The following is a 23,134-nucleotide window of genomic DNA, read 5'->3' as shown; positions in this document are numbered from 1 at the left end:
GGTCGTCAGTACTTGCGATCGCGTCGCACCAAGGCGGTGGCCTCCTCGATGGAGAGGCCGCCGCCTTCGGCGTGTGCGCCCGTGTACGCGGCGTCGTCGAGCAGGGCGCGGGTGACCCGCTCGGCCGAGGTCCGCTGCCTCGCCTCCCCGGGCGAGAGGAAGTGGCCGGCCGGGAGCAGGGCGTCGTGGGCCCCGATCAACCGCGCCGCGTCCAGGGCGTTGCCGGCGCCGCCGAGCCCGGCGATCCCCCAGGCCGCGGTGAGCAGATGGACCGCGATCATCTCCGGCGCGATCATCCGGGAGAGCGGCTCCCGGGCCCGGCCGAGCGCGGTCAGCGCCCCGGCCACGGCGTCCTCGAACCGGCCCTGCTCGTTGTCCAGCCAGGCCCGCACCCCGAGGACGAACCCCTCGAAGAGCAGCAGGTTGGCGCCCCGGAAGTCCCCCAGCATCGTCTCGATCTGTTCGCGCGCCTCCTCGAACCGCCCGGTGCGGCCCAGCCAGGTGGTGAGCAGGAGCCGGGCCGCGGGCCGCGCCTCGGCGCCCGCGCGGTGGCCGTCGGCGAGGATCTCGCGCAGCATCGCCTCACCCCGCCCCTCCCGTCCGGTCTCCAGGAGGGTGCCCGCGAGCCTGGCCTTGAGGAGGGTCGCCTGGGCCTGGGCGCCGAGTTGCTCGGCGTACTGGAGGGCGGCGGCGAAGTCCTCGGCGGCGAGGTCGAATTCGCCCCGTTTCTCGCGGGCCTCGCCCCGGGCGCCCAGCGCCTCGGCCGCGCCCCAGGCGTCCCCGAGGCGCTGGAACATCCGGAGGCTGGCGTCGGCGTCGCCGGCCGCGTCCCCCGACCACGCGGTGCGGTTGGCGAGGACGTTGGCGCGCATCTGGAGGGCGGCGGCCAGCTCCCACTCGTAGCCGAACTCCTCGCAGGCCGTCACGGTCGCGTCGAGGACCTCTCTGAGCCGGTCCTGGTCGCCCGTGAGCACGACGGGGAAGAACCACAGGGAGCCCGGCATGCGGCAGGTCTGGGGCAGCCCGGGTCGGTAGACGGAGACGATCGCGCGCAGCCGCTCCATGGCTTCGGGCGTGGTCCAGTCGTCCACCTCGTGGTCCATGGAGACCAGTTGGATCAGACGCACCCCGCGCCGCGCCTCCTGGAGCACCTCGTCGTCGAACGGCGGCGGGGCGTCCGTGCAGCGGACGTGGACCGGGGGCGCGGGCGTCAGGGGCGGCGCGAACGGGTCGGGGCCGAGGGCGGCCACCTCCCGCGCCCAGGACCGCGAGTCGACCCGCAGATCGCGCATCTGCCAGTACCAGAGCAGCGCGTGCACCAGACAGAGCGCCTCGTGCTCGTCGCGCAGCGCGATCGAGCGGCGCAGCGCGGTCCGCAGGTTCTCGTACTCGCGCTCGAAGGTGTCGACGGCGGCCCGCTGGCCCGGGCCGCGCAGTGCGCCGTCGTTGCGCCGGGCGAGCTCGCGGTAGTACGTGAGGTGGCGCCGCTCGGCGCCGGCCCGGTCCCCGGCCCCGTCGAGCCGCTCCGCCGCGTACTCGGCGACGGTTTCGAGCAACCGGTAGCGCATGTCGCCGGTGTCGTCGGGGGCGGCCACCACGAGCGACTTGTCGATGAGCGAGCCGAGGACGGTGGCGACGTCCTCGGTCGCCACCTCGGCGGTCGGGCCCCGCTCGGCGCGGCCCCGCTCGGCGCACACCGCCTCGGCCGCCGCCAGGTCGCAGCCGCCCGCGAAGACGGCGAGGCGGCCAAGGACCGCCCGCTCGGGCGCCTCCAGGAGGTCCCAGGACCAGTCGACGACGGCCCGCAGCGTCTGCTGGCGGGGAAGCACGGTGCGGCTGCCGCTGGTGAGCAGCCGGAAGCGGTCGTCGAGCCGGTCCGCGATCTGACGCAGCGTCAGCGCGCGCAGCCGGGCCGCGGCCAGTTCGATGGCGAGCGGGAGGCCGTCCAGGCGGCGGCAGATCTCGGCGGCCGCGTCCGGATCGTCCTCGATACGAAAGCCCGGCCGGGCCGAGGCGCCCCGCTCGGCGAGCAGCCGCAGCGCGAACGGCGTGGGCAGCGGCTCGACGGGCCGCACCAACTCCCCCGGCACGCCCAGCGGTTCGCGGCTGGTGGCGAGGACGACCAGGTGCGGACAGCGGGCGAGCAGATACTCGGCGAGTTCGGCGGCGGCGCCGACCACATGCTCGCAGTTGTCCAGGAGCAGCAGCATGCGGCGCGGCCCGCAGTGTTCGGCGAGCCGCACCGCCGGGTCGTCCGCGTGCCGGTCGGCCGCCCTCAGTTCCTCGGCGCCCGCCGCGTGCAGCACCGTCTTGCGGGCGCCGACCGCGGTGAGCACCGCGGCGGGCACCCCGGCCGGGTCCTCCACGGGCGCGAGTTCGGCCAGCCACACCCCGTCCGGCCAGCACTGCGCGGCGCTCTCGGCCGCCTCCTGCGAGAGCCGGGTCTTGCCGGCCCCGCCGGGCCCGAGCAGGGTGACGAGCCGGGCGCTTTCGAGGTCGCCGCGGATGTCGGCGAGGTCGCCCTCGCGCCCGACGAAGGAGGTGAGGCGGGCCCGCAGATTGCCGGGCGCGGTGGGAGCCGGCGCCGGTCGCGGCTCGGCCGGCGGGCTGAGCAACTCGGCGTGGATGGCGCGCAGTTCGGGCCCGGGGTCGGTGCCGAGCTCCTCGGCGAGGGCGGCCCGGGCGCTCTCGTACCCGGCGAGCGCCTCGGCGGGGCGGCCCGCGGCCCGCAGGGCCCGGATGCGCAGCGCGTGCAGCGGCTCGTCCAGGGGGTGGCTCGCGCACAGCGCGGCGAGTTCGGCCAGCGTCTCGTCGGCGCGGCCGAGCGCGAGGGCGGCCGCGAGCCGGAGCCTGCGGGCGTCCAGGCGGCGGGCCTCGGCGCGGGCGGCCCGGGCTCCGGGGTCGGGCAGATCGGCGAGCGCGGGCCCGGTCCACAGGGCGAGGGCGTCGTCGAGCAGAGTGGCGGCCTTCGCCGGATCGCCCTCCTCCAGGGCCCGGGCGCCGTCGGCGGTGAGCCGCTCGAAGCGGTGCAGGTCGATGTCGTCGGCCTCGGCGGCGAGTCCGTATCCGCCGCTCTCCGCGGAGAACACCGCGTCATGACCGAGAGCCCGGCGCAACCGGCCGACCAGCGCCTGGAGCGCGGCGGGCGCGTCGGCGGGCGGTTCGCCGCCCCACACCTCGTCGACGAGGGTGCCGACGGAGGCGGCCCGGCCCGGCCGCAGCGCGAGCACCGTCACCAGGGCGCGCAGCCGCGCACCGCCGAGGGCGAGGGGGGTGCCGTCGGGGTGGCGGGCCTGGGTGTTGCCGAGAATCCGGTAGCGCACGCCCCCATTCTCATCGACGGCGCCGCGGCCCGGTGCCGCGGCGGGAACTCCCCCCGGCCCGCGAGACGTTTGACGGTCACCCCCTGTACGGTCGGGCGCGATCCGTCCACTCGTCCCACCAGCACTGGAGCGCCTCGCATGGCCACCGCACCCTCCCGCCACCACGACCGGCGGATCAGCCCGGTCTTCCTCGGGATCGTCGCCGTGATGGCGGTCTCCGGGTGGGCGGTGTGGACGAGTTACGCCGCGTCGCCCGGCCTCGCCGTGTTCCTGTTCGTGACGTCCGCGTGGGTGGTGTCGCTGTGCCTGCACGAGTACGCGCACGCCCGCACCGCGCTGCACGGCGGGGACATCACGATCGGCGCCAAGGGCTATCTGACGCTCAATCCGCTGAAGTACACGCACGCACTGCTGTCGATCGTGCTGCCGGTCATCTTCGTCATCATGGGCGGCATCGGGCTTCCCGGCGGCGCGGTCTTCATCGAGCGCGGTCGGATCCGCGGCCGCTGGCGGCACAGCCTGATCTCGGCGGCGGGCCCGCTCACCAATGTCGCCTTCGCCCTCGTGTGCACGGCCCCGTTCTGGCTGCACGCGCTGGACGGGGTGCCCGACGACTTCCGCGCCGCGCTGGCGTTCCTCGCACTGCTCCAGGTGACGGCGGCGCTCCTGAACTTCCTGCCGGTGCCGGGCCTCGACGGGTACGGGATCATCGAGCCCTGGCTGTCGCACGCGGCGCGCCGCCAGGTCGAGCCGTTCGCCCCGTTCGGGCTGCTCGCGGTGTTCGGGCTGCTGTGGATCCCCGAGGTCAACCAGGAGTTCTTCCGGCTGGTCTACGCGATCCTCGAAGGTCTCGGGGTGCCCGACGTGGCGGCGGCGACCGGCCGCAGCCTCTACCAGTTCTGGCCGGACCTCTCGCTCACTCCGCAGAGCTAGCGGCGCGGCCCCGGCGCAGGTAGTACCACGTCATGTTGGACGAGAGTCCGACGAGCAGCACCCAGATGATTCCGAGCCAGCTGCCCTGGGCGAAGGAGACCACGGCCGCGACGACGGCGAGGACACAGACGACGAGGGCGTACAGAGCGAGGCGGGGCATGGAGGTCGGCTCCTGTCGGGGTACTTCGGCACTCGGGTCGAGCAAGCATCGAGCGGAACAACACGGGACGGGCGGGCGCCTTCGCACCCGCCCGTCCAGTGTCCCCCATGGCCGGCCGTCCTCAGACGTCGGTGACGCGCAGCCCCGCGTGCGCCTTGTAGCGCCGGTTCATCGAGATCAGGTTGGCGACGAGCGACTCGACCTGGTGGGCGCCCCGCAGCCGCCCGGCGAAGACACCGCGCATGCCGGGGATGCGGGCGGCGAGCGCCTGCAAGAGATCGGTGTCGGCGCGGGACTCGCCCAGGACCATCACATCGGTGTCGATCTCCTCGATCGAGGCGTCCTGGAGCAGCACCGCCGACAGATGGTGGAAGGCCGCGGTCACCCGGGATTCGGGCAGCAGGGCGGCGGCCTGCTGGGCGGCGCTGCCCTCCTCGGGCTTCAGGGCGTACGCGCCCTGCTTGTCGAAGCCGAGCGGGTTGACGCAGTCGACGACGAGCTTGCCCGCCAGCTCCTCGCGCAGCGACTCCAGGGTCTTGGCGTGGCCGTCCCACGGCACCGCCACGATCACGATGTCGCTGCGCCGCGCGCACTCGGCGTTGTCGGCGCCCTCGACGCCGAGCCCGAGCTCCTCGGCCGCCGTCCGCGCCCGCTCGGCGGCCCGCGAGCCGATGATCACCTTCTGGCCGGCCCGGGCGAACCGGTAGGCGAGGCCGCGGCCCTGGTCGCCGGTGCCGCCGAGGACGCCGACGACGAGACCGGAGACGTCCGGAAGCTCCCAGGGGTCCTTCGCGGCGGGCTTCGAAGCGTTACCGGCGTTGTCAGTGGAAGTCATGAGGGCGACCTTACTCGGCCGTAGCCCGCCCTTCGTTGGGATGACGTAGCGGGGTTTCGGCCCACGGCCGCCGCCGGATGCGGCAGGCTCGCGGGCATGGATGCCGTACGGGTCGCGCTGCTGCGGGAAGTGCTCGCCGGGACGGAGTGGCTGCGGGCCACCCGCCGCTTCGCGGGCGTCCTGCGCTCCTCCGTCGTGCCGCACGGAGGGGGGCTGCTCCTGGTCGGCACCCAGTCCTACGAGCCCTGGCACCTGGCCGCCCACCTCACCGACGAGGCCGCCTGGTCGGGGCTGCCGGAGCTGAGCCCGACGCTGGTGCGCCACCGCACCGAGCCGGGCGGCCCGCCCCATCTGTCCGTCGGGCTCGGCCGTCTGGAGGCGGCGCGGCGCGGCGAGACGCTGCTCGTGGTGGCGCCCGAGCGGCCCGCCGAGGGACTCCTGAGCCGGGTCCACGACGCGCGCCGGGCGGGTGCGACGGTGCTCGCCCTGGACGGCGGCGACCGCGAGGTGCGGGGGCTGGCCCACGAGTCCCTGACGGTGGCGCCGGACGCCGAACTGGACCTCGACACCGTGCAGCACCTGGTCAGCGCCGCCACCGGCGAGAACACCCTGCCCCCGCAGCGCGGCCCCCGCCGCTTCCGCGACCGCCTCGGCCGGCTCGCCGATCAGCTGACCGCCCCGCCGCCGGGCCGCTGGTGACGGGCCTTCCCCGAGGCGGCACTTGACGGCCGGTAATTCACTTGCGGGCGTGCTCCCGCGCCCGCAGCATGGCCCTTCGTGCCCGAAGAACCCGCCGTCTCCCGACTCCGCTCGGTCCTGCCCGACCTCGCCCCCTGGCGGGCCTCGGCCGATTTCCGGTTGCTGTGGGTGCAGGGCCTGATCACCACCTTCGGCAGCTTCATGGCGATGGTCGCGCTGCCCTTGCAGATCAAGGAGCTGACCGACTCGCCGCTCGCGGTGGGCGCGATGGGCGCGGTGGAACTGGTCCCGCTGGTCGTCTTCGGTCTGTACGGCGGCGCCCTCGCGGACGCCGTGGACCGCCGCAAGGTCATTCTCGCCACCGAGGCCGGCCTGGGCCTGCTCGCGCTGATCCTGCTGGTCAACGCGGTGTTGCCGAGCCCCATGCTCTGGCCGCTGTACGGGGTGGCGGCGGGCGTCTCGGCGCTGTCCGGCCTCCAGCGTCCGGCGCTGGACTCACTGCTGGCCCGGATCGTCCCGCACGACCACCTGCCGGCGGCCGCCGCCCTCAACGCGGTGCGCTGGCAGCTCGGCGCGATCGCGGGGCCCTCCCTGGCGGGCCTCGTCGTGGCGTACGCCGGCACCGCCACCGCGTACGCGACCACCATCGGTACGTTCACCGTGTCGGTGCTGATGTGCGCCCGGCTGAGCCCGGCGCCGCCCGCCCATGACGCCAAGAAGCCCTCGCTGCGGGGCATCGCGGAGGGCGCGCGTTACGCGTGGTCGCGCCCGGTGCTGCTCGGGACGTACGCCGTGGACCTGGCCGCGATGTTCTTCGCCTTCCCCAACGCGATCTTCCCGTTCCTCGCCGAGAGCCTGCACGCCGACTGGTCGCTCGGCCTGATGTACGCGGCGGGCTCGGCCGGTTCGGTGCTGCTCAGCCTGACCAGCGGCTGGACCTCGCGGGTGCGGCGGCACGGCCTGTTCGTGGTGTGCGGGGCGGCGGTCTGGGGCGCGGCGATGGCCGGGGCCGGGCTGCTCGGCAACGTGTGGCTGGTGCTCGCCTGTCTCGCCGTCGCGGGCGCGGGCGACATGCTGAGCGGGCTCGGCCGCTCCACGATCTGGAACCAGACCATCCCGGAGGAGCTGCGCGGCCGGCTCGCGGGGATAGAGGTGCTCTCGTACAGCGTGGGCCCGCAGCTCGGCCAGGTCCGGGCGGGCGCGATGGCCGGCTGGACCGGGACCAGGGCGGCGGTGTGGTCGGGCGGGGTCGCCTGCGTCGCGGCGGTGGGGCTGCTGGCCGCGGCCCTGCCCAAGCTGGTCACCTACGACGCGGCGACCGACGAGGACGCGGTGCGCCGCCGGTCGGCCACCCAGCCCACCTCCACCGCGGTCTAGCGGAGGGGCGGGCGGCCACGCGGGCCGGCGCCACCGCGGTCCGGCGGGCGGGCGGCCACGCGGGCCGGCCCCGACGCGGTCCAGCGGGCGGGCGGCCACGCGGCCCCACACCACCGCGGTCTAGTCGGCGCTCTCCCCCGGCGCCGACTTGTCGTGCCACTTCGGATCGTTCTCCCACTCCAGGTTGCGTTCCTGGGCGTTCTGCATCGCGTGCTCGGCCTCCTCGCGCGTCGTATAGGGGCCGAAGCGGTCCTTGGCCGGGCAGTCGGGGCCCTCCTCGACCTTGTGGTGAACCAGGCAGTAGAACCACTCGCCGGGCTTACCGACCGTGCGCTTCTTGAACAGAGCCATGCGTGCCTCTTCCCTCGACGGTGACCTGGGGCCTCAAGGCCATGCTGCCCCACACCCGGTCGATAGACTCGCCGGCATGTCTGGCCAGCCGAAGTCGCAGTCCCTGCTCGTGCCCGGGGAGATCTCTCCGGCCCGTTCCGTCCCGGGTCGCATCCCGCGCCCCGAGTACGTCGGGAAGCCCATGCCCGCGCCGTACACCGGCCCCGAGGTGCAGACCCCCGAAACCATCGAGCTGATGCGGACCGCGGGCCGGATCGCGGCGCAGGCGATGGAGGAGGCGGCCAAGCACATCGCGCCGGGGGTGACCACGGACGAACTCGACCGCGTCGCCCACGAGTTCATGTGCGACCACGGCGCCTACCCCTCCACCCTCGGCTACCGCGGCTTCCCCAAGTCGCTGTGCTCCTCGGTCAACGAGGTCATCTGTCACGGCATCCCCGACTCGACCGTCCTGAAGGACGGCGACATCGTGAACCTGGACGTCACCGCGTACATCGGCGGCGTACACGGCGACAACAACGCCACCTACCTCTGCGGTGACGTGGACGAGGAGTCCCGGCTGCTGGTCGAGCGGACCCGGGAGTCCCTGGAGCGCGCGATCAAGGCGGTCCGGCCCGGCCGCCAGATCAACATCATCGGCCGGGTCATCGAGTCGTACGCCAAGCGCTTCGGCTACGGGGTCGTACGGGACTTCACGGGGCACGGGATCAGCACGGCCTTCCACTCCGGCCTGATCGTGCCGCACTACGACGCCCCGCACGCCACGACCGTGATCAAGCCGGGCATGACCTTCACGATCGAGCCCATGCTGACGCTCGGCACCCACGAGTACGACATGTGGGAGGACGGCTGGACGGTCGTCACCAAGGACCGCAGGCGCACGGCCCAGTTCGAGCACACCCTGGTGGTCACGGAGACCGGCACGGAGATCCTCACGCTGCCGTGACGCCCGGCGGGCGGCGTCTGCCGACCGGGTGTCGCCTCGGGGACGAGCGGGTACGTCTTTACCGACAGGACGTCGGGAACTGTTCGGCTTCACCCCGCCGTGGGGTGAGCCCGGCGATTCCCGCCCCCCTCGGTCCCCGGAGGCCCGCCTTGACCCCGTCCGCTCCCACGCCGTTCTCCACGCTGATCCGCACCGCCTCGCAGCAGCAGCACGTGGAGGCGGAGAACTCGACGTTCATGGGGGACCTGCTCGGCGGCCGGCTCGGGGTGGCGGCCTACGCCCGCTACACCGAGCAGCTCTGGTTCGTGTACCGGGCCCTGGAGGAGGGCGCCCGCACGCTCGTGGACGACCCGGTGGCGGGCCCCTTCATCCGGCCGGAGCTGATGCGGACGGCCGCGCTGGCCCGGGATCTCGCGCATCTGCGGGGCCCGGACTGGCGGGACACCGCGACCCCGCTGCCCGCGACGACCGCGTACGCCGCCCGCGTCACCGAGTGCGCGCGGTCCTGGCCCGCCGGATATGTGGCGCACCACTACACCCGCTACCTCGGCGATCTGTCGGGCGGCCAGATCATCCGCGACCGGGCGGAGCGCACCTGGGGCTTCGCGCGCCGGGGCGACGGCGTCCGGTTCTACGTCTTCGAGGAGATCCCCAACCCGGCCGCGTTCAAGCGGAGTTACCGCGAGCTGCTCGACGCGGTGCGGGTGGATGAGGTGGAGAGGCGGCGGGTGGTCGAGGAGTGCGGGCGGGCGTTCGCGATGAACACGGCGGTGTTCGGGGAGTTGGCGGAGGAGTTTCCCCCGCGGCGCGAGGCCGAAGTCGGGTGAAGGCGCGCGGGGACTGCGCGAGAAGCGACCACGACCGGCAGAGGACAGCGGGTTGAGGGGCGCGGGGAACTGCGCAAGAAGCGACCACGACCGGCAGACGGCAGCGGGTTGAGGGGCGCGGGGAACTGCGCAATCGGGCACGGACGGCCCCGCACGCCAAACCAACCCCCCGAGCCCCCCGTGTGTGGTTGCGCTCCTTCGGTGCCGGGGGGTGGGGCGTGCTCCGGCGCGTTTTTTGGGAGGGTGCGCCCCTCGGTGAGAGGTGAATCACGTACCCCGCGGGTATCGGTCAGGTAAGGCTCGGTTAAGTTAGGTCCGCCTCAGTCGACCTGTCGACCCGACCAGCGTGGAGCCCGCATGCGACCCGTCCGTACCACCGTCGTCACCGCCGCCGCTGCCGTCGCGGCCCTGACCGCCGTCACGGGCTGCGCCGACAAGAGCGACGCCAAGGCCGACGGCGCCGCCGGCTCGATCCAGGTGACCGCCACCGACGACTCCTGCAAGCTGTCGAAGAACGACTTCCCGGCCGGGCACGTCAAGTTCGACATCGAGAACAAGGGCTCCAAGGTCACCGAGGTCTATCTCCTCTTCCCGGACGACCGCATCGTCGCCGAGCGCGAGAACATAGGCCCCGGCCTCAAGCAGCAGCTCACCGCCGAGGTCAAGGCCGGCTCCTACGAGATCGCCTGCAAGCCCGGCATGAAGGGCGACGGCATCCGCCAGAAGGTCACCGTCACCGGCGGCACCGCCGTCAAGCGCAACCCCGCCCTCGACACGGCCGTGGCCGAGTACCGCAAGTACGCGCAGGAGCAGGCCGACGAGACGCTGCCCAAGGTCAAGGTCTTCACCGACGCGGTGCGGGCCGGTGACCTGGAGGCCGCAAAGAAGGCGTTCGCCCCCTCCCGTCTGGGCTGGGAGCGCACCGAGCCGGTCGCGGAGTCCTTCGGTGACATCGACCCGAAGACCGACACCCGCGAGGACGGCCTGGAGAAGGGCCAGAAGTGGACCGGCTGGCACCGCCTGGAGAAGTCGCTGTGGGCGGACGGCAAGATCGGCCAGGAGGAGAAGGACCTCGCCACCGAGCTGGACAAGGACCTGGCCGACTGGCAGAAGCGGGTCGGCACCGCCGAGATCACCCCGACCTCGATGGCCAACGGCGCCAAGGAGCTCCTCGACGAGGTCGCCACCGGGAAGATCACCGGTGAGGAGGACCGCTACAGCCACACCGACCTGTCGGACTTCAAGGGCAACGTCGAGGGTGCGCAGAAGGCGTACGAGCTGCTCAAGCCGGTCGCCGCGAAGAACGACGCGGCCCTCACCACCGAGCTGGACAAGCAGTTCGGCGGCCTCAACGCCCTGCTCGACAAGTACCGCACGGACAAGACCTCCTACGATTTCACCGCGTACGACAAGGTGAGCGAAGGTGACCGCAAGCAGCTCTCCGACGCCGTGAACGCGCTCGCCGAGCCGCTGTCGAAGCTCGCCGCCGCCGTCACGAAGTAAGCCAGGGCCGGCAAGGAACCAGGAGGAGATCCGCCATGAGCGACACGACCGAGGCCACCGAACCCGCCAGGACGCCGTCCCGCCGGGCGCTGCTCGGCTGGGGTGGCGCGGGCCTCGCGCTGGGTGCGGCCGCGGCCGGCGGCACGGTCGCCGTCGTCAGGGGCGGTGGCAGCGACGCGGTGCCGGCCGCCGAATCGGGCGCGGCGGTGCCGTTCCACGGTGACCACCAGGCCGGCATAGCCACCGCCGTCCAGGACAGGCTGCACTTCGCCTCGTTCGACGTGACGACGAAGGACCGCGCCGCACTCGTGCAGTTGCTCAAGGACTGGACGGCGGCCGCGGCCGCGATGACGGAGGGCAAGCCGGTCGGCGAGGGCGCCTACGGCGGCCTGGCCGAGGCTCCGCCGGACGACACGGGCGAGGCGCTGGGCCTCAAGCCGTCCCGGCTGACCCTGACGTTCGGCGTCGGACCCTCCCTCTTCGCCAAGGACCGCTTCGGCCTGGAATCCAGGCGTCCCGAGGCACTGGTCGACATCGAGCAGTTCCCCGGCGACAACCTCGACCCGGCGCGCAGCGGCGGCGACCTGTGCGTGCAGGCCTGCGCGGACGACCCGCAGGTGGCGGTGCACGCGATCCGCAACCTGGCCCGTATCGGCATGGGCAAGGTCGCCATCCGCTGGTCGCAGCTGGGCTTCGGCAAGACGTCCTCGACGACGCCGGACGCGCAGACTCCGCGCAACATGATGGGCTTCAAGGACGGCACCCGCAATGTGGCCGGCACCGACACCAAGGCGCTCGACGAGCACGTCTGGGTCGGCGCCAAGGACGGCAGCGACTGGATGACCGGCGGCTCCTACCTGGTGGCCCGCCGGATCCGGATGCACATCGAGACGTGGGACCGCACCTCGCTCCAGGAGCAGGAGGACGTCTTCGGCCGCGACAAGGGCGAGGGCGCCCCGGTCGGCAAGGCCAAGGAGCGCGACGAGCCGTTCCTGAAGGCGATGAAGCCGACCGCGCACGTGCGCCTCGCGCACCCCGACTCCAACGACGGCGCGCGGATCCTGCGCCGCGGCTACTCCTTCACCGACGGCACGGACGGCCTCGGCCGCCTGGACGCGGGCCTGTTCTTCCTGGCGTACCAGCGTGACGTGCGCAAGGGCTTCCTGCCCATTCAGCGCGCCCTGGCCCGCCATGACGCGCTCAACGAATACATCCAGCACGTGGGTTCGGCGATTTTCGCGGTCCCGCCGGGCGTCCGTGACAAGGGCGACTGGTGGGGCCGGGGACTCTTCGGCTGAGAGGAAGACATGTTCGCCAACTATCTGATCGGCCTGCGCGAGGGGCTCGAAGCGAGCCTCGTCGTGTGCATCCTGGTCGCCTACCTGGTGAAGACCGGTCGCCGTGACGCCCTGAAGCCGGTGTGGACGGGCATCGCGGTCGCCGTGGCCGTCGCGTTCGCGTTCGGCGCGGGGCTCGAATTCGGCTCCCAGGAGATGACGTTCAAGGCGCAGGAGGCGCTCGGCGGTTCGCTGTCGATCATCGCGGTCGCCCTGGTCACCTGGATGGTGTTCTGGATGCGGCGCACCGCACGGCACCTGAAGAGCGAGCTGCACGGCAAGCTCGACTCGGCGCTGCGGATGGGCACCGGCGCGCTGGTGGCGACCGCGTTCCTCGCGGTCGGCCGGGAGGGCCTGGAGACCGCCCTGTTCGTGTGGACCTCGGTGCACGCGGCCGGTTCCGAGAACGGCACCTTCCAGCCGATGATCGGCGCCCTGCTCGGACTGGCCACCGCGGTGTTCCTGGGCTGGCTGTTCTACCGGGGCGCCCTCAGGATCAACCTGGCGAAGTTCTTCACCTGGACCGGCGGCATGCTGGTGGTCGTCGCGGCGGGCGTCCTCGCGTACGGGGTGCACGACCTCCAGGAGGCCGACTTCCTGCCGGGCATCAACTCCCTTGCCTTCGACATCAGTTCGACGATCGAGCCGGACAGCTGGTACGGCACGCTGCTCAAGGGCGTCTTCAACTTCCAGCCCGACCCGACGGTCGTCCAGGTCTCGGTCTGGGCCCTGTATCTGATCCCCACGCTCGCGCTGTTCTTCGCCCCGGTAGGGTTCCGGAAGTCCGTGGGGACCAAGAGGGTCGAGGGGCAGAAGGCGGTTCATGAGCAGGGTGAGTCGGCTGATGGCGGGGCTCGCGACGGCGACCGTACTGACGGTGACCGCGAGCGGCTGCGTGACGGTGCACGGGGAGCGGGAAGTCGTACCGTCGGCGACGAAGGCTGAGGCCGCCCGGGCACTCACCGCGTTCACCGACGCGTACAACAGGGCGGACAAGGCCTATGACCCGGCCCTGGACGCGGACCGGGTCACCGGCGCCTTCGGCGCCACGACCCAGGCGGGCTTCGCGGCCCGCCATGTGACGAGCCCGGGCGGCAACGCCCGGTACACGCCGCTGGAACTGACCGGCGCCGCGTACACGATCCCCCGCCAGGCGGGCTGGCCGCGCTGGTTCGTCGCCGACACCGACTCCAACCGCGACCAGGACGACCAGGGCCCGGGCGACACCCGCTGGCTGCTGCTCTTCATACGCAACGGCCCCGAGCAGGGCTGGAAGCTGGCCTACCTCTCGATCCTCGGCGTCAACGAAGTCCCCGCGTTCGCGAAGGACAAGGACGGCTGGGCGAAGCCGGTACGGCCCGACGACCCCGCGCTCGCGATCGCCCCGAAGGATCTGAGCACCGGCTACACCTCCTACCTCCAGAGCGGGAAGCCGGCGGTGTTCGCGGACGGCGGGCACACCAGCGGCTGGCGCGAGGCCCGCCAGAAGAACGCGGTACGTTCGGGCCGCGTCAGCCAGTTCGTCGACCAGCCCCTGGACGACGGCGACTTCGCCCCCTTGGGCCTGCGCACCGCCGACGGCCACGCCCTGGTCTTCTTCGCCGCCCGCCACTTCGAGCGCCAAACCGTCGCGAAGGGCGTCCGCCTGGACATCACCCCCGACGAGAAGGCGATGCTGACAGGCCAGGTCACGACATCCCTGACCCGGGAGTGGATCTCCAACGAACTGGCCCTCGTACCGCCCCAGGGCAAGGCAGTGGTGATGGACCGCGTGCAGGGCCTGGTGGCAACGAAGGGCGAATAGCCCCCGGGGCCGGGCGTGGGCCCCGCCGGGGCCCCTCCTCCTTTTCCTCGCGCCGCGCGGGGTTGCGGGTGCGTTGGCCTGCGACTTCGGGCGCGCGGTGCGGGCTTGCCGGTGCGTTGGCCTGCGACTTCGGGCGCGCGGTGCGGGCTTGCCGGTGCCCCGCCTCTTCGGCCTCGCGCCGTGCGGGGTTGCTCGCGCAGTTCCCCGCGCCCCTGAATGCCCTTTCGTCTGCGGGCCATGGTCGCTTCTCGCGCAGTTCCCCGCGCCCCTAGATGCCCTTTCGTCTGCGGGCCGTGATCGCCTCTCGCGCAGTTCCCCGCGCCCCTGGCGGGTCGGTGCCAACCGGCATGGACAGCCTCAGCCTGTCCGGCCTGAGGCGGAGCGCCGTTGAAAGTGCCGGTGCTGGGAACACTTTCAGCCCGTCCGGCAACGAAGGCCGAGCGCCGTCGGCAGTGCCGGTACTGGGGACACCTTCAGCCCGTCCGGCGATTGAGGACGAGCGCCGTTCAGGCGCGAACGGGGGTGCAGGGGGCGAAGCCCCCGCAGGGGTGCAGGGGGCGAAGCCCCCGCCCGGGGGGCCGGGGCGGAGCCCCGGCGGGGTGGGGGCTAGCGGCCCAGGGGCCAGGCCGCGGCATGCGGCCCCGCCTCCCCCGCATACCTCCCACACGCATCGGTCAACGCCTCAAGCAACGTCAACGGATCCGGAAGCCCATGCTCCGGCCCCCGTACCCACGTAACCCCGAGCTCCCCCGGCAGCCGCGCCGGCGGCACGAGGACATAGCTCCCCCGGCAGTGCCAGCGCAGCCCGGGGTGCTCGTCCATCGTCTCGGGGTGGCAGTCGAGCTCGCAGGGCCACCACTCGTCCTCGTCCTCGGGCGTACCCCGGGTCGCGGTGAAGAACAGCATCCGCCCGTTGTCACCGTCACCGGCCGCCTCGGCGACCGGGCCGATGTCGATGCCCTCGGAGAGCAGCCGGGCCAGTGCCTCGCGCCCCGCTTCGAGCGGCACGTCGAGCACGTCGTGGACCATGCCGGTCGCGGTGATGAAGTTGGCCTCGGGCTGGCCGAGCGCCCAGCGCTCGATCTGCGCGGGGTCGGTGGTGGACTGCGTCTGCCAGGCGAAGGAGACGGGGTGGCGGGCGGGCGTGGGACAGCCCATGCGCTCGCAGGAACAGCGGTAGCCGATGGGGTACGCGGCGGGCGCCAGGGGCAGATCGGCGGCGGCCACGGCCAGAAGCAGCGAGAGCCGGCTCGGGTCCACGCCCGGAGCGTCCTTGGGCCGCCTGCGCAGCCAGCGGGACAGTTTGCTCTCCTCGCCGCGGGAACGGCCGAACTCAGCGCCCATCTATCCCCTCACCTCACCGTCGACCCCGGGGACTCTCGTCCACGGGGAACATCGTCCCACCATCCTGCTCCCCGGGTGACCGCACCGGACATCCGGGGTGTGTGACATGCCCCGCCCCGGTCCGGCGCACGGCGACGCCCAGGTCAGCGGGGTGCGATTCCGCGCAGCGCGTACTCGACGAGGCTGTCCGCGTAGGCGTGGGTGAGCGGGAGGGTGCGCAGCAGCCAGCGGTGGGCGAGCGGGCCGACGAGCAGTTCCACGGCGACGCGGGGGTCGACGTCGGGGTCGATCGCGCCCGCGTCCCGCGCCGCGCGCAGCCGGTCGACGTACAACTGGAGCCCGGGTTCGAGCAGTTTGCGCACGAACTGGGCGCCGAGGTCCGGGTTGATGACACCCTCGGCCGCGAGCGCGCGGTAGGGGATCTCGAAGCCGGGATCGGTGAGTTCGTCGACGGTGGCGCGCAGCACCTGCTTGAGATCCGCCTCCAGGTCCCCCGTGTCGGGGAGGGCCGGGTCGCTCTCGGCGGCCTGGCCGCCGCGTTCGAGGAAGGCTTCGAGGAGGACTTCCGCCTTGGAGGGCCACCAGCGGTAGATCGTCTGCTTGCCCACGCCGGCCCGCGCCGCGATGCCCTCGATGGTCGTTCTGCCGTACCCCGCCTCGCCGACGAGCGAGAGGGCCGCGTCGTAGATGGCCCGGCGTGAACGCTCGCTGCGGCGGGTGGAGTCGGGTGTTCTGGTCTCTGCCATGGGTCGATTCTAGCGGCTCGGCGAGGCGAGACGTATCGTCTCTTGACAAGACGATTCGTCTCGTTCAGACTCGAAGCACGAGGCGAGACGAACCGTCTCGGCCCAGGACCGCGCCTGTGCGGTCCGGGCGATGGGGAATCCCGACGGAAGGAGATGTGTCATGACCCGAGGTGGAGCAGGAAACATGCTGGGCGTCGGCGGCACCCGCAGCCGGCTCTCGCGCCAGGCGCTGCGCGGCACGGGCGGAAACGCCCGGGGCGGCGCCGCTCTCGATCCGATGGCCCAAAAGCGGGAGCTGCTGCGGAAGTTGAAGGAGGGGCGTACGGCATCGCATGGGACGTGATCGCGCGCATGAACCGTACGGGCCAGGTGAAAAACAACCCGGACGGTGCACTGCGCGATGGCCCCGCACGGCGGACCATGGGCTGCACGCGGCTGCGCGCCCGTGCGGCCCCAAGTCTCCCGTGAGGAGCCCTCATTGCCTCGTGCAGCCCGTGACCTCCGTACGCAGAGAACCGCCCGACCCCGGCGCTATCTGATGTGCCCACCGGCACACTTCAAGGTCACGTACTCCATCAATCCCTGGATGGATCCCGAAAAGCCGGTCGACCTGCCACTGGCCCTGGCCCAGTGGGAGGACCTCCGCGACCGCTACCGCGCGCTCGGCCACACCGTCGAGCTCCTCGACCCCCGCCCCGACCTGCCCGACATGGTCTTCGCCGCCAACGGAGCCACCGTGATCGACAGCCGGGTGCTCGGCGCCCGCTTCGCGCATCCGGAACGCGCGGCGGAGGCCGCGGTCCACCTGGAGTGGTTCCGCACCCACGGCTTCACCACCGTGCACGAGCCGTCCCACATCAATGAGGGCGAGGGCGACTTCGCCGTCACGGCCTCCTATCTGCTCGCCGGGCGCGGCTTCCGTTCCAGCCCGCTCTCGCACGACGAGGCCCAGGAGTTCTTCGGCCGCCCGGTCATCGGCCTCGACCTGGTCGACCCCCGCTACTACCACCTGGACACGGCCCTGTGCGTCCTGGACGACGCGGCCGACGAGATCATGTACTACCCGGCCGCCTTCTCTCCGGGCAGTCAGGCCGTACTGTCCCGACTGTTCCCGCACGCGTTGATCGCCGAGGAGCCGGACGCGGCCGCCCTCGGGCTCAACGCGGTGAGCGACGGCCGCCATGTGCTGCTCCCCCAGGGTGCCATCGGCCTCTTCGACCCGCTGCGCGCGCGGGGCTACGAGCCGATCGGCATGGACCTGGGCGAGCTGCTCAAGGGGGGCGGCAGCGTCAAGTGCTGTACGCAGGAACTGCGTTCCTGACTAGGAGGCCGGCTCCTCGGGGTGGGGCGGCCAGGGGTCGCCCCACTCGACATCCCGAGCCGCGCGATACAGGGCGCCGTGCCGCTTGCTGACCGTCTCGCGGCTCAACTGCTCCTGCGCGGTGCACAGTTCGAGCAGCACCTGCCCCTTGCGGATCTGGGGGCGCCGGATCACCCGCGCCGGGGCGGGCGAGGGCGGAAAGCGGGTGGCGGCGACATAGCTGAACTTCTCGTCCTCGTACGCGAGGGAGCCGCCCTTGACCTGGCGGTGCAGCGAGGAACGGCTGACCCGGGCCGAGAAGTGGCACCAGTCGGTGCCGGGCTCGATGGGGCAGGCCGCGCTGTGTGGGCAGGGCGCGGCGATGTGCAGGCCGGCCGCGATGAGCCGGTCACGCGCCTCGATGACGCGGGCGTAGCCGTCGGGAGTGCCGGGCTCCACGATGACGACGGCACCGCTCGCCGCGCCGGCCACCGCGTCCACCAGGGAGCGGCGGTCCTCGGGGGTGAGCTCGTTCAGGACGTAGGAGACGGTGACGAGGTCGGCGCCGTCCAGGGTGAGGGCCGAGCCGATGCGGGCGCGCTCCCAGCGGGCGGCGCGCAGGCCGGGGAGCCCGGAGGCTTCGGCGAGTTCGCGGCCGATGGCGAGCGCGGGCTCCGCCCAGTCGAGGACGGTCGTGGCCACGGGTGTCGCCGCGTCCTGCCAGGCCTCGGCGACCGCCCAGCTCGCCGAGCCCGTGCCGCCGCCGATGTCGGTGTGCGTGGCGGGGGTCCACGCTCCGGTCGCGTCCCGGAACGCGTCGAGCGCGGAGCGCACCGCCTCGAAGGTGGCGGGCATCCGGTACGCGGCGTAGGCGGCGACGTCCGAGCGGTCCCGCAGTACCGGGGCGCCGGTGGGGACGACCCCGCGGTAGTGGGAGATCAGCCGGTCGACGGCGCCCGAGGTCGCCGAGGGCGGCAGCCCGTCGAGCAGTCCGGCCAGGGCAGAGCGCAGTACGTCCGGGACGGGGAGGGAGTGGTTCACCGGCAGGAGTCTACTTTTGCGGCGTCGGGTCGCCGGACGCCGAGCCGAGCGACTCGTGCGTGCGCTGCCAGGGCCGGCACAGGAGCAGGAAGCACAGCAGAGCGGCGACGGCCGAGGCCAGCTGGACGACCGCCATGGGCACCGCGGTCGCCTCGCCCGCGATGCCGACGAGCGGGGAGGCGACCGCGCCGACCAGGAAGGAGGAGGTGCCGAGCAGCGCGGAGGCGGAACCCGCGGCGTTCGGGGTGCGCATCAGGGCCTGGGCGTTGGTGTTCGGCATGGCGAGACCCATCGCCGACATGAGCACGAAGAGGCCGGCCGCGACCGGCGCGAGGCCCACCTCGCCGAACGCACCGGAGGTCATCAGGAGCAGGGCGGTCGCCGCGAGCGCGATGACGGCAAGGCCGAAGCCGAGCACCTTGTCCAGGCTGACCCGGCCGATGAGGAGCTTGCCGTTGATCTGGCCGACGACGACCAGGCCGACGGAGTTCAGGCCGAACAGCAGCGAGAAGGTCTGCGGGGAGGCCCCGTAGATCTCCTGCACCACGAAGGGAGAGGCCGAGATGTAGGCGAACAGGGCGGCGAAGGCGAGGCCTCCCGCAAGCATGTAACCGGTGAAGACCCGGTCCTTGAGCAGGCCGCCCATGGTGCGCAGCGCCTCCTTCACGCCGCCGGAGTGACGCCGCTCCACCGGGAGCGTCTCGTGCAGCCACCGGAACACCACCGCGGTGAGCAGCACACCGATCACGGTCAGGACGGCGAAGACACCGCGCCAGTCCGTGAGCCGCAGTATCTGGCCGCCGATCAGCGGGGCGATCACGGGGGCGACCCCGGAGATCAGCATCAGGGTGGAGAAGAAGCGGGCCATCTCCACACCGTCGTAGAGGTCGCGCACCACGGCCCGGGCGATCACGATGCCGGCGGCCCCGGCCAGGCCCTGCAACAGGCGGAAGGCGATGAGGAGTTCGACATTGGGGGCGAAGGCGCAGACCGCGGTGGCCAGCACATAGACGATCATGCCGATGAGGAGGGGACGGCGCCGTCCCCACTTGTCACTCATGGGCCCGACGACGAGCTGGCCGAGCGCCATGCCGGCGAGGCAGGCGGTGAGGGTGAGCTGGATGGTCGCGGCCGGCGAGCGCAGCGCGTCGGTGACCTCGGGCAGCGCCGGCAGATACATGTCCATGGAGAGCGGCGGCAGCGCGGTGAGCCCGCCGAGGACGAGCGTGACCAGCAGGCTGGTGCGGCGGACGGCCGCGCCGGCACGGGGTGCCCGGGCGTCGGCCGTGGTCGGTATGGGGCCCTGGGTGTCCTGGCCGCCGCGCTCCGGCATCGGTTTCTCTCCTGAAGGTTGAATCGAATAACCAATGCTCTCAGCCGCCCCGGGGTACGGGGACCACCCGGGACGCAAAGGAAGGGAGGAACGGGTCACACATCGGCGTCGTGCGCACGATCCCACGGCGGCCGATCACCATCCGCATCCATCCCGCGAGCTCCGCACCCTCGCTCCCACATCCCGGACGGGTGATCACGCCCGGGGGCCTCTCCCGTACGCTCCGGACTCATGGACATCACTTCGCAGAAGTCTGCCGTTGTGACCGGCGCCGGGTCCGGCATCGGCCGTTCCGTGGCACTCGTGCTGGCCGGCGCGGGCTGGTCGGTGGCGCTCGCCGGGCGCCGGGCCGAGGCCCTGGAGGAGACCGCGGCACTGGCCGGGGCCGACGCGGACGTGCTGTGCGTCCCGACGGATGTGACCTCGCCCGACGAGGTCGGCGCCCTGTTCTCCGCGACGCGGGCCGCCTACGGCCGGGTGGACCTGCTGTTCAACAACGCGGGGGCGTTCGGGCCGGTCGGGGTGGCGGTCGAGGACCTGTCGTACGAGGCGTGGCGCTCGGTGGTGGATGTGAACCTGACCGGCGCGTTCCTGTGCGCCCAGGCGGCGTTCCGGGCGATGAAGGAGCAGACGCCCCAGGGCGGCCGGATCATCAACAACGGGTCGATCTCCGCGCACACCCCGCGGCCGCGGTCGGTGGCGTACACGGCGACCAAGCACGCCATGACCGGGATGACCAAGTCGCTGTCCCTGGACGGGCGGCCGTACCGGATCGCGGTCGGACAGATCGACATCGGCAACGCGGCGACCGAGATGACCGCGCCCATCCAGACCGGGACCCTCCAGGCCAACGGGGAGCTGGCGGTGGAGCCGGTGATGGACGCGCGGGACGTGGCGCGCACCGTGCTGCACATGGCGGAGCTGCCGCTGGAGGCGAACATCCAGTTCGCCACGGTGCTGGCCACGGCGATGCCGTACATCGGCCGAGGCTGACCGAGACCGGCCCGGGTTCGCGGCCGCGCCGACCCCGGCTCACCCCCATCGCGTCTGGAATAGGCGCGCGGGGGCAGTAGTTGGGGTGGTCATGACCAGTGACGCGCAGCCCGAGATCCTCCGCTACACGGCCTTCAGCAGTGACCCCGCCGGGGGCAATCCGGCCGGCGTCGTGCTGGACGCGTCGGGGCTCGACGACGCCGGGATGCTGGCGATCGCCGCCGAGCTCGGTTACAGCGAGTCGGCGTTCCTGACGGCACCGCCGCAGGGGCTCGGGGAACCCGGGCGGGCGTTCACGCTGCGGTTCTTCAGCCCGAAGGCCGAGGTGCCGTTCTGCGGGCACGCCACCGTGGCGACGGCGATCGCGCTGGGCGAGCGGATCGGCGCCGGGGAGCTGATCTTCGCCACTCCGGCCGGTACGGTCCCGGTGACCGTCGCCGAGGACCCGGCGAGCGGTGGTCTGCGCGCGACCCTGACCAGCGTCGAGCCGCACTCCGAGCCCGTCGGGGAGAAGGATCTCGCCGAGGCACTGGCCGCCCTGGACTGGCGGGCCGAGGAACTCGACGCCACGGTCCCGCCCCGGATCGCCTTCGGCGGCGCCCGCCATCTCGTGCTGGGCGCGGCCACGCGTGAGCGCCTGGCGGACCTCGCGTACGACTTCGACCGGCTGACGGCGCTGATGCTGCGCCTCGACCTCACCACCGTCCAACTGGTGTGGCGCGCCTCGGACTTGGTCTTCCATGTCCGGGATCCGTTCCCGGTGGGCGGGGTCGTGGAGGACCCGGCCACGGGGGCGGCGGCCGCCGCGTTCGGGGCGTACGCGAGGGAACTCGGCCTGGTGGACGCGGAGTCGGAGCTGACGCTCCATCAGGGTGAGGACCTGGGCCGCCCCGGCGTGATCACGGTGACGCTGCGGGCGGGCGACTCCCGGGTGCGGGTGAGCGGGGCGGGGACGCGTATCGCGGCGTGACGCCGGGCGGGCGGCCCGGCGCGGCCGGGCCTCCGAGAGGTGCCGGTCGGGCCGGCACCCGAGCGATGCCCACGTGGGCAGCCGGGGAGACCGGGCGGCCTCAGGCCTGGCCCGTTTCGAAACGGCTCACCTTGCCGCCGTCCACGGTGAAGCGCCAGGACGTGCGCATCTCACCCCACGTGTCGTTACGGTAGTTGGCGACCAGGCCGAGCCCGTCGTTCGTCTGCTTCTCGATGTCCATGTGGCCGCCGGAGGAGAAGATCTCACGCTCGGTCCAGTCGGCGACGTCACGGTCCGTGCCGTCGTCGGACATGGTGGCGTTCGACGTCAGGGCGGCCGAGAAGGCCTCGCGGTCACCGGAGTTGAGCGCGCCGACGAAGGCGCGTACGGCCGGATCGGTCAGTTTGTCGAGGGCGATGGTCACGGTCTCTCCCGGTCGGTGGGCCTACGGAACACTCACCCCCAGAACACCCCAGGACCCCGCACCGCGCCACCGGTGCGCTGCCGGATGACACCGTGGGCGCATGGACGACACAAGCTGGAACTCCCCCTGGCCGACGATCACCGCGCTGCACGCCTGGCTGACCGAGCGCAGCCCCGTACCGCCCGAGCAGCAGACCCTGCTCAGGATCCTCAAGCTGTCCGAGGAGGTGGGCGAGGTGGCCCAGGCCGTCATCGGCGCGACCGGCCAGAACCCCCGCAAGGGCGTCTCGCACAGCTGGCAGGACGTCCAGTCCGAACTGTGCGACGTGATCGTCACGGCGATGGTCGCGCTGACCACGCTCACCCCGGACGCGGCGCATGTCTTCGACACCCATCTGGCCAAGGTCGCCGCACGCTCGCTGGGCACGGACTAGCGTCCGGTCACGCGGCGGAATTCCGTCAGCCGAGTTGCCCGAGCATGCCGGTGACGGAGTTGAGCGCGGTGTGCAGCGAGGGGGCGACCGCGGTGTCGGCGAGATAGAAGCCGAACCCGGCGCAGATGAGCGCGTGGGACAGCTTGGTGCCGCCTTTGCGGCAGAGGAAGAAGGCGCCCGCTGTGAGCGCGAGCATCACGGGAAAGTGCAGGGAAGGCACGGTGTCTCACCTCGTGTCCCCGAGTCGAAGTGTGGGGTACCCCGGCCGCCTCGTAGGAGCGCGGGCTTTGGGTTCGGTACCGGGAATCACGCTACGGCCACGGGTCGCGTTCCGCCACACGGAGGATGAGCGGATGAATACGGATGGTGACAGCCACAGGTCGGAGAGCCGCCACGGAGCCCTGAGGAGGCGGCGCGAGGACACCGCTTCGACGGCGCACCGGACAGGGGAAGAG

At 72.5% G+C, this 23,134-nt stretch carries 24 protein-coding genes; 14 read left to right on the top strand and 10 right to left on the bottom strand.

What is annotated here, in order from left to right; translation table 11 throughout:
• Nucleotides 1-5: 5 nt before the first annotated feature.
• On the bottom strand, nt 6-3,323 hold the full coding sequence (locus N4G70_RS03705; protein ID WP_261710900.1) for a BTAD domain-containing putative transcriptional regulator: 3,318 nt from the start codon (nt 3,321-3,323) through the stop codon (nt 6-8).
• Between the two features lie 138 nt (nt 3,324-3,461).
• Here N4G70_RS03705 and N4G70_RS03700 point away from each other — a divergent pair, with 138 nt between their 5' ends.
• Nucleotides 3,462-4,256: a site-2 protease family protein gene (locus tag N4G70_RS03700; RefSeq protein ID WP_261710899.1), complete on the top strand. Its 795-nt coding sequence runs from the start codon at nt 3,462-3,464 to the stop codon at nt 4,254-4,256.
• Here N4G70_RS03700 and N4G70_RS03695 read toward each other — a convergent pair.
• Together N4G70_RS03695 and npdG are read right to left on the bottom strand one after the other, a co-directional pair.
• Nucleotides 4,240-4,416: a hypothetical protein gene (locus N4G70_RS03695; protein WP_261710898.1), complete on the bottom strand. Its 177-nt coding sequence runs from the start codon at nt 4,414-4,416 to the stop codon at nt 4,240-4,242. The two genes, N4G70_RS03700 and N4G70_RS03695, sit on opposite strands and share 17 nt — an antisense overlap.
• Before the next feature lie 121 nt (nt 4,417-4,537).
• The gene (gene npdG, locus N4G70_RS03690) at nt 4,538-5,251 is read right to left on the bottom strand and encodes an NADPH-dependent F420 reductase (RefSeq protein ID WP_261710897.1); all 714 of its coding nucleotides are present in this window, start codon (nt 5,249-5,251) and stop codon (nt 4,538-4,540) included.
• 96 nt (nt 5,252-5,347) lie between these two features.
• Here npdG and N4G70_RS03685 point away from each other — a divergent pair, with 96 nt between their 5' ends.
• Together N4G70_RS03685 and N4G70_RS03680 are read left to right on the top strand one after the other, a co-directional pair.
• Nucleotides 5,348-5,950, top strand: a complete 603-nt coding sequence (locus tag N4G70_RS03685) for a hypothetical protein (RefSeq protein WP_261710896.1) — start codon at nt 5,348-5,350, stop codon at nt 5,948-5,950.
• Nucleotides 5,951-6,028: 78 nt separating this feature from the next.
• Nucleotides 6,029-7,327 (top strand): MFS transporter, encoded by a 1,299-nt coding sequence (locus N4G70_RS03680; protein WP_261710895.1) that lies wholly within the window; start codon nt 6,029-6,031, stop codon nt 7,325-7,327.
• 120 nt (nt 7,328-7,447) lie between these two features.
• Here the strand turns inward: N4G70_RS03680 and N4G70_RS03675 are convergent, their stop codons facing one another.
• Nucleotides 7,448-7,678, bottom strand: a complete 231-nt coding sequence (locus tag N4G70_RS03675) for a hypothetical protein (RefSeq protein WP_261710894.1) — start codon at nt 7,676-7,678, stop codon at nt 7,448-7,450.
• A 76-nt stretch (nt 7,679-7,754) separates the two neighbouring features.
• On the opposite strand from N4G70_RS03675, the gene map reads away from it, so the two are divergent.
• The 6 genes from map to N4G70_RS03645 all read left to right on the top strand — a co-directional run bounded on the left by map (nt 7,755) and on the right by N4G70_RS03645 (nt 14,095).
• Nucleotides 7,755-8,624, top strand: coding sequence for a type I methionyl aminopeptidase (gene map, locus N4G70_RS03670; protein WP_261710893.1), 870 nt, complete (start codon nt 7,755-7,757; stop codon nt 8,622-8,624).
• Nucleotides 8,625-8,773: 149 nt separating this feature from the next.
• Entirely contained in the window at nt 8,774-9,451 is a 678-nt protein-coding gene (locus N4G70_RS03665; protein ID WP_261710892.1) for a heme oxygenase (biliverdin-producing), read from the top strand.
• 357 nt (nt 9,452-9,808) lie between these two features.
• Nucleotides 9,809-10,954 (top strand): iron uptake system protein EfeO, encoded by a 1,146-nt coding sequence (gene efeO, locus N4G70_RS03660; RefSeq protein WP_261710891.1) that lies wholly within the window; start codon nt 9,809-9,811, stop codon nt 10,952-10,954.
• A 35-nt stretch (nt 10,955-10,989) separates the two neighbouring features.
• The gene (gene efeB / locus N4G70_RS03655; protein ID WP_261710890.1) at nt 10,990-12,252 is read left to right on the top strand and encodes an iron uptake transporter deferrochelatase/peroxidase subunit; all 1,263 of its coding nucleotides are present in this window, start codon (nt 10,990-10,992) and stop codon (nt 12,250-12,252) included.
• A gap of 9 nt (nt 12,253-12,261) precedes the next feature.
• Nucleotides 12,262-13,236 carry an iron uptake transporter permease EfeU gene (gene efeU, locus N4G70_RS03650; RefSeq protein ID WP_261710889.1) on the top strand — a complete coding sequence of 325 codons (975 nt, stop codon included), beginning with the start codon at nt 12,262-12,264 and terminating at the stop codon, nt 13,234-13,236.
• Nucleotides 13,136-14,095 (top strand): hypothetical protein, encoded by a 960-nt coding sequence (locus tag N4G70_RS03645; protein WP_261711365.1) that lies wholly within the window; start codon nt 13,136-13,138, stop codon nt 14,093-14,095. The genes efeU and N4G70_RS03645 overlap by 101 nt, the downstream gene beginning before the upstream one ends.
• A 606-nt stretch (nt 14,096-14,701) precedes the next feature.
• Here the strand turns inward: N4G70_RS03645 and N4G70_RS03640 are convergent.
• Nucleotides 14,702-15,439: a bifunctional DNA primase/polymerase gene (locus tag N4G70_RS03640; protein ID WP_261710888.1), complete on the bottom strand. Its 738-nt coding sequence runs from the start codon at nt 15,437-15,439 to the stop codon at nt 14,702-14,704.
• Between the two features lie 143 nt (nt 15,440-15,582).
• Nucleotides 15,583-16,185, bottom strand: a complete 603-nt coding sequence (locus tag N4G70_RS03635; RefSeq protein ID WP_261710887.1) for a TetR/AcrR family transcriptional regulator — start codon at nt 16,183-16,185, stop codon at nt 15,583-15,585.
• Nucleotides 16,186-16,345: 160 nt separating this feature from the next.
• On the opposite strand from N4G70_RS03635, the gene N4G70_RS03630 reads away from it, so the two are divergent.
• A complete protein-coding gene (locus tag N4G70_RS03630; protein WP_261710886.1) occupies nt 16,346-16,528 on the top strand; it encodes a DUF6243 family protein in 183 nt (60 codons plus the stop codon).
• Between the two features lie 135 nt (nt 16,529-16,663).
• Nucleotides 16,664-17,506, top strand: coding sequence for a dimethylargininase (ddaH, locus tag N4G70_RS03625; protein WP_399033970.1), 843 nt, complete (start codon nt 16,664-16,666; stop codon nt 17,504-17,506).
• Here the strand turns inward: ddaH and N4G70_RS03620 are convergent, their stop codons facing one another.
• Together N4G70_RS03620 and N4G70_RS03615 are read right to left on the bottom strand one after the other, a co-directional pair.
• Nucleotides 17,507-18,526, bottom strand: a complete 1,020-nt coding sequence (locus tag N4G70_RS03620) for a small ribosomal subunit Rsm22 family protein (RefSeq protein ID WP_261710885.1) — start codon at nt 18,524-18,526, stop codon at nt 17,507-17,509. It abuts the gene before it with no gap.
• A 10-nt stretch (nt 18,527-18,536) separates the two neighbouring features.
• A complete protein-coding gene (locus N4G70_RS03615) occupies nt 18,537-19,859 on the bottom strand; it encodes a Bcr/CflA family multidrug efflux MFS transporter (protein ID WP_261710884.1) in 1,323 nt (440 codons plus the stop codon).
• A gap of 231 nt (nt 19,860-20,090) precedes the next feature.
• On the opposite strand from N4G70_RS03615, the gene N4G70_RS03610 reads away from it, so the two are divergent.
• Together N4G70_RS03610 and N4G70_RS03605 are read left to right on the top strand one after the other, a co-directional pair.
• On the top strand, nt 20,091-20,852 hold the full coding sequence (locus N4G70_RS03610) for an SDR family oxidoreductase (RefSeq protein ID WP_261710883.1): 762 nt from the start codon (nt 20,091-20,093) through the stop codon (nt 20,850-20,852).
• Nucleotides 20,853-20,943: 91 nt separating this feature from the next.
• Nucleotides 20,944-21,822 carry a PhzF family phenazine biosynthesis protein gene (locus N4G70_RS03605; protein ID WP_261710882.1) on the top strand — a complete coding sequence of 293 codons (879 nt, stop codon included), beginning with the start codon at nt 20,944-20,946 and terminating at the stop codon, nt 21,820-21,822.
• A gap of 100 nt (nt 21,823-21,922) precedes the next feature.
• Here N4G70_RS03605 and N4G70_RS03600 read toward each other — a convergent pair whose 3' ends face one another.
• Nucleotides 21,923-22,246: a nuclear transport factor 2 family protein gene (locus N4G70_RS03600; RefSeq protein WP_261710881.1), complete on the bottom strand. Its 324-nt coding sequence runs from the start codon at nt 22,244-22,246 to the stop codon at nt 21,923-21,925.
• Nucleotides 22,247-22,346: 100 nt separating this feature from the next.
• Here N4G70_RS03600 and N4G70_RS03595 point away from each other — a divergent pair, with 100 nt between their 5' ends.
• Nucleotides 22,347-22,679 (top strand): MazG-like family protein, encoded by a 333-nt coding sequence (locus tag N4G70_RS03595; protein WP_261710880.1) that lies wholly within the window; start codon nt 22,347-22,349, stop codon nt 22,677-22,679.
• Between the two features lie 25 nt (nt 22,680-22,704).
• Here N4G70_RS03595 and N4G70_RS03590 read toward each other — a convergent pair whose 3' ends face one another.
• Nucleotides 22,705-22,899: a hypothetical protein gene (locus N4G70_RS03590; RefSeq protein WP_162952285.1), complete on the bottom strand. Its 195-nt coding sequence runs from the start codon at nt 22,897-22,899 to the stop codon at nt 22,705-22,707.
• Between the last annotated feature and the right edge of the window lie 235 nt (nt 22,900-23,134).

The sequence above is a fragment of the Streptomyces sp. ASQP_92 genome, assembly GCF_025399895.1.
Lineage (GTDB): Bacteria > Actinomycetota > Actinomycetes > Streptomycetales > Streptomycetaceae > Streptomyces.
Note: the sequence above shows the minus strand (reverse complement) of the source record. Positions and strands in the feature narration are given on the sequence as shown.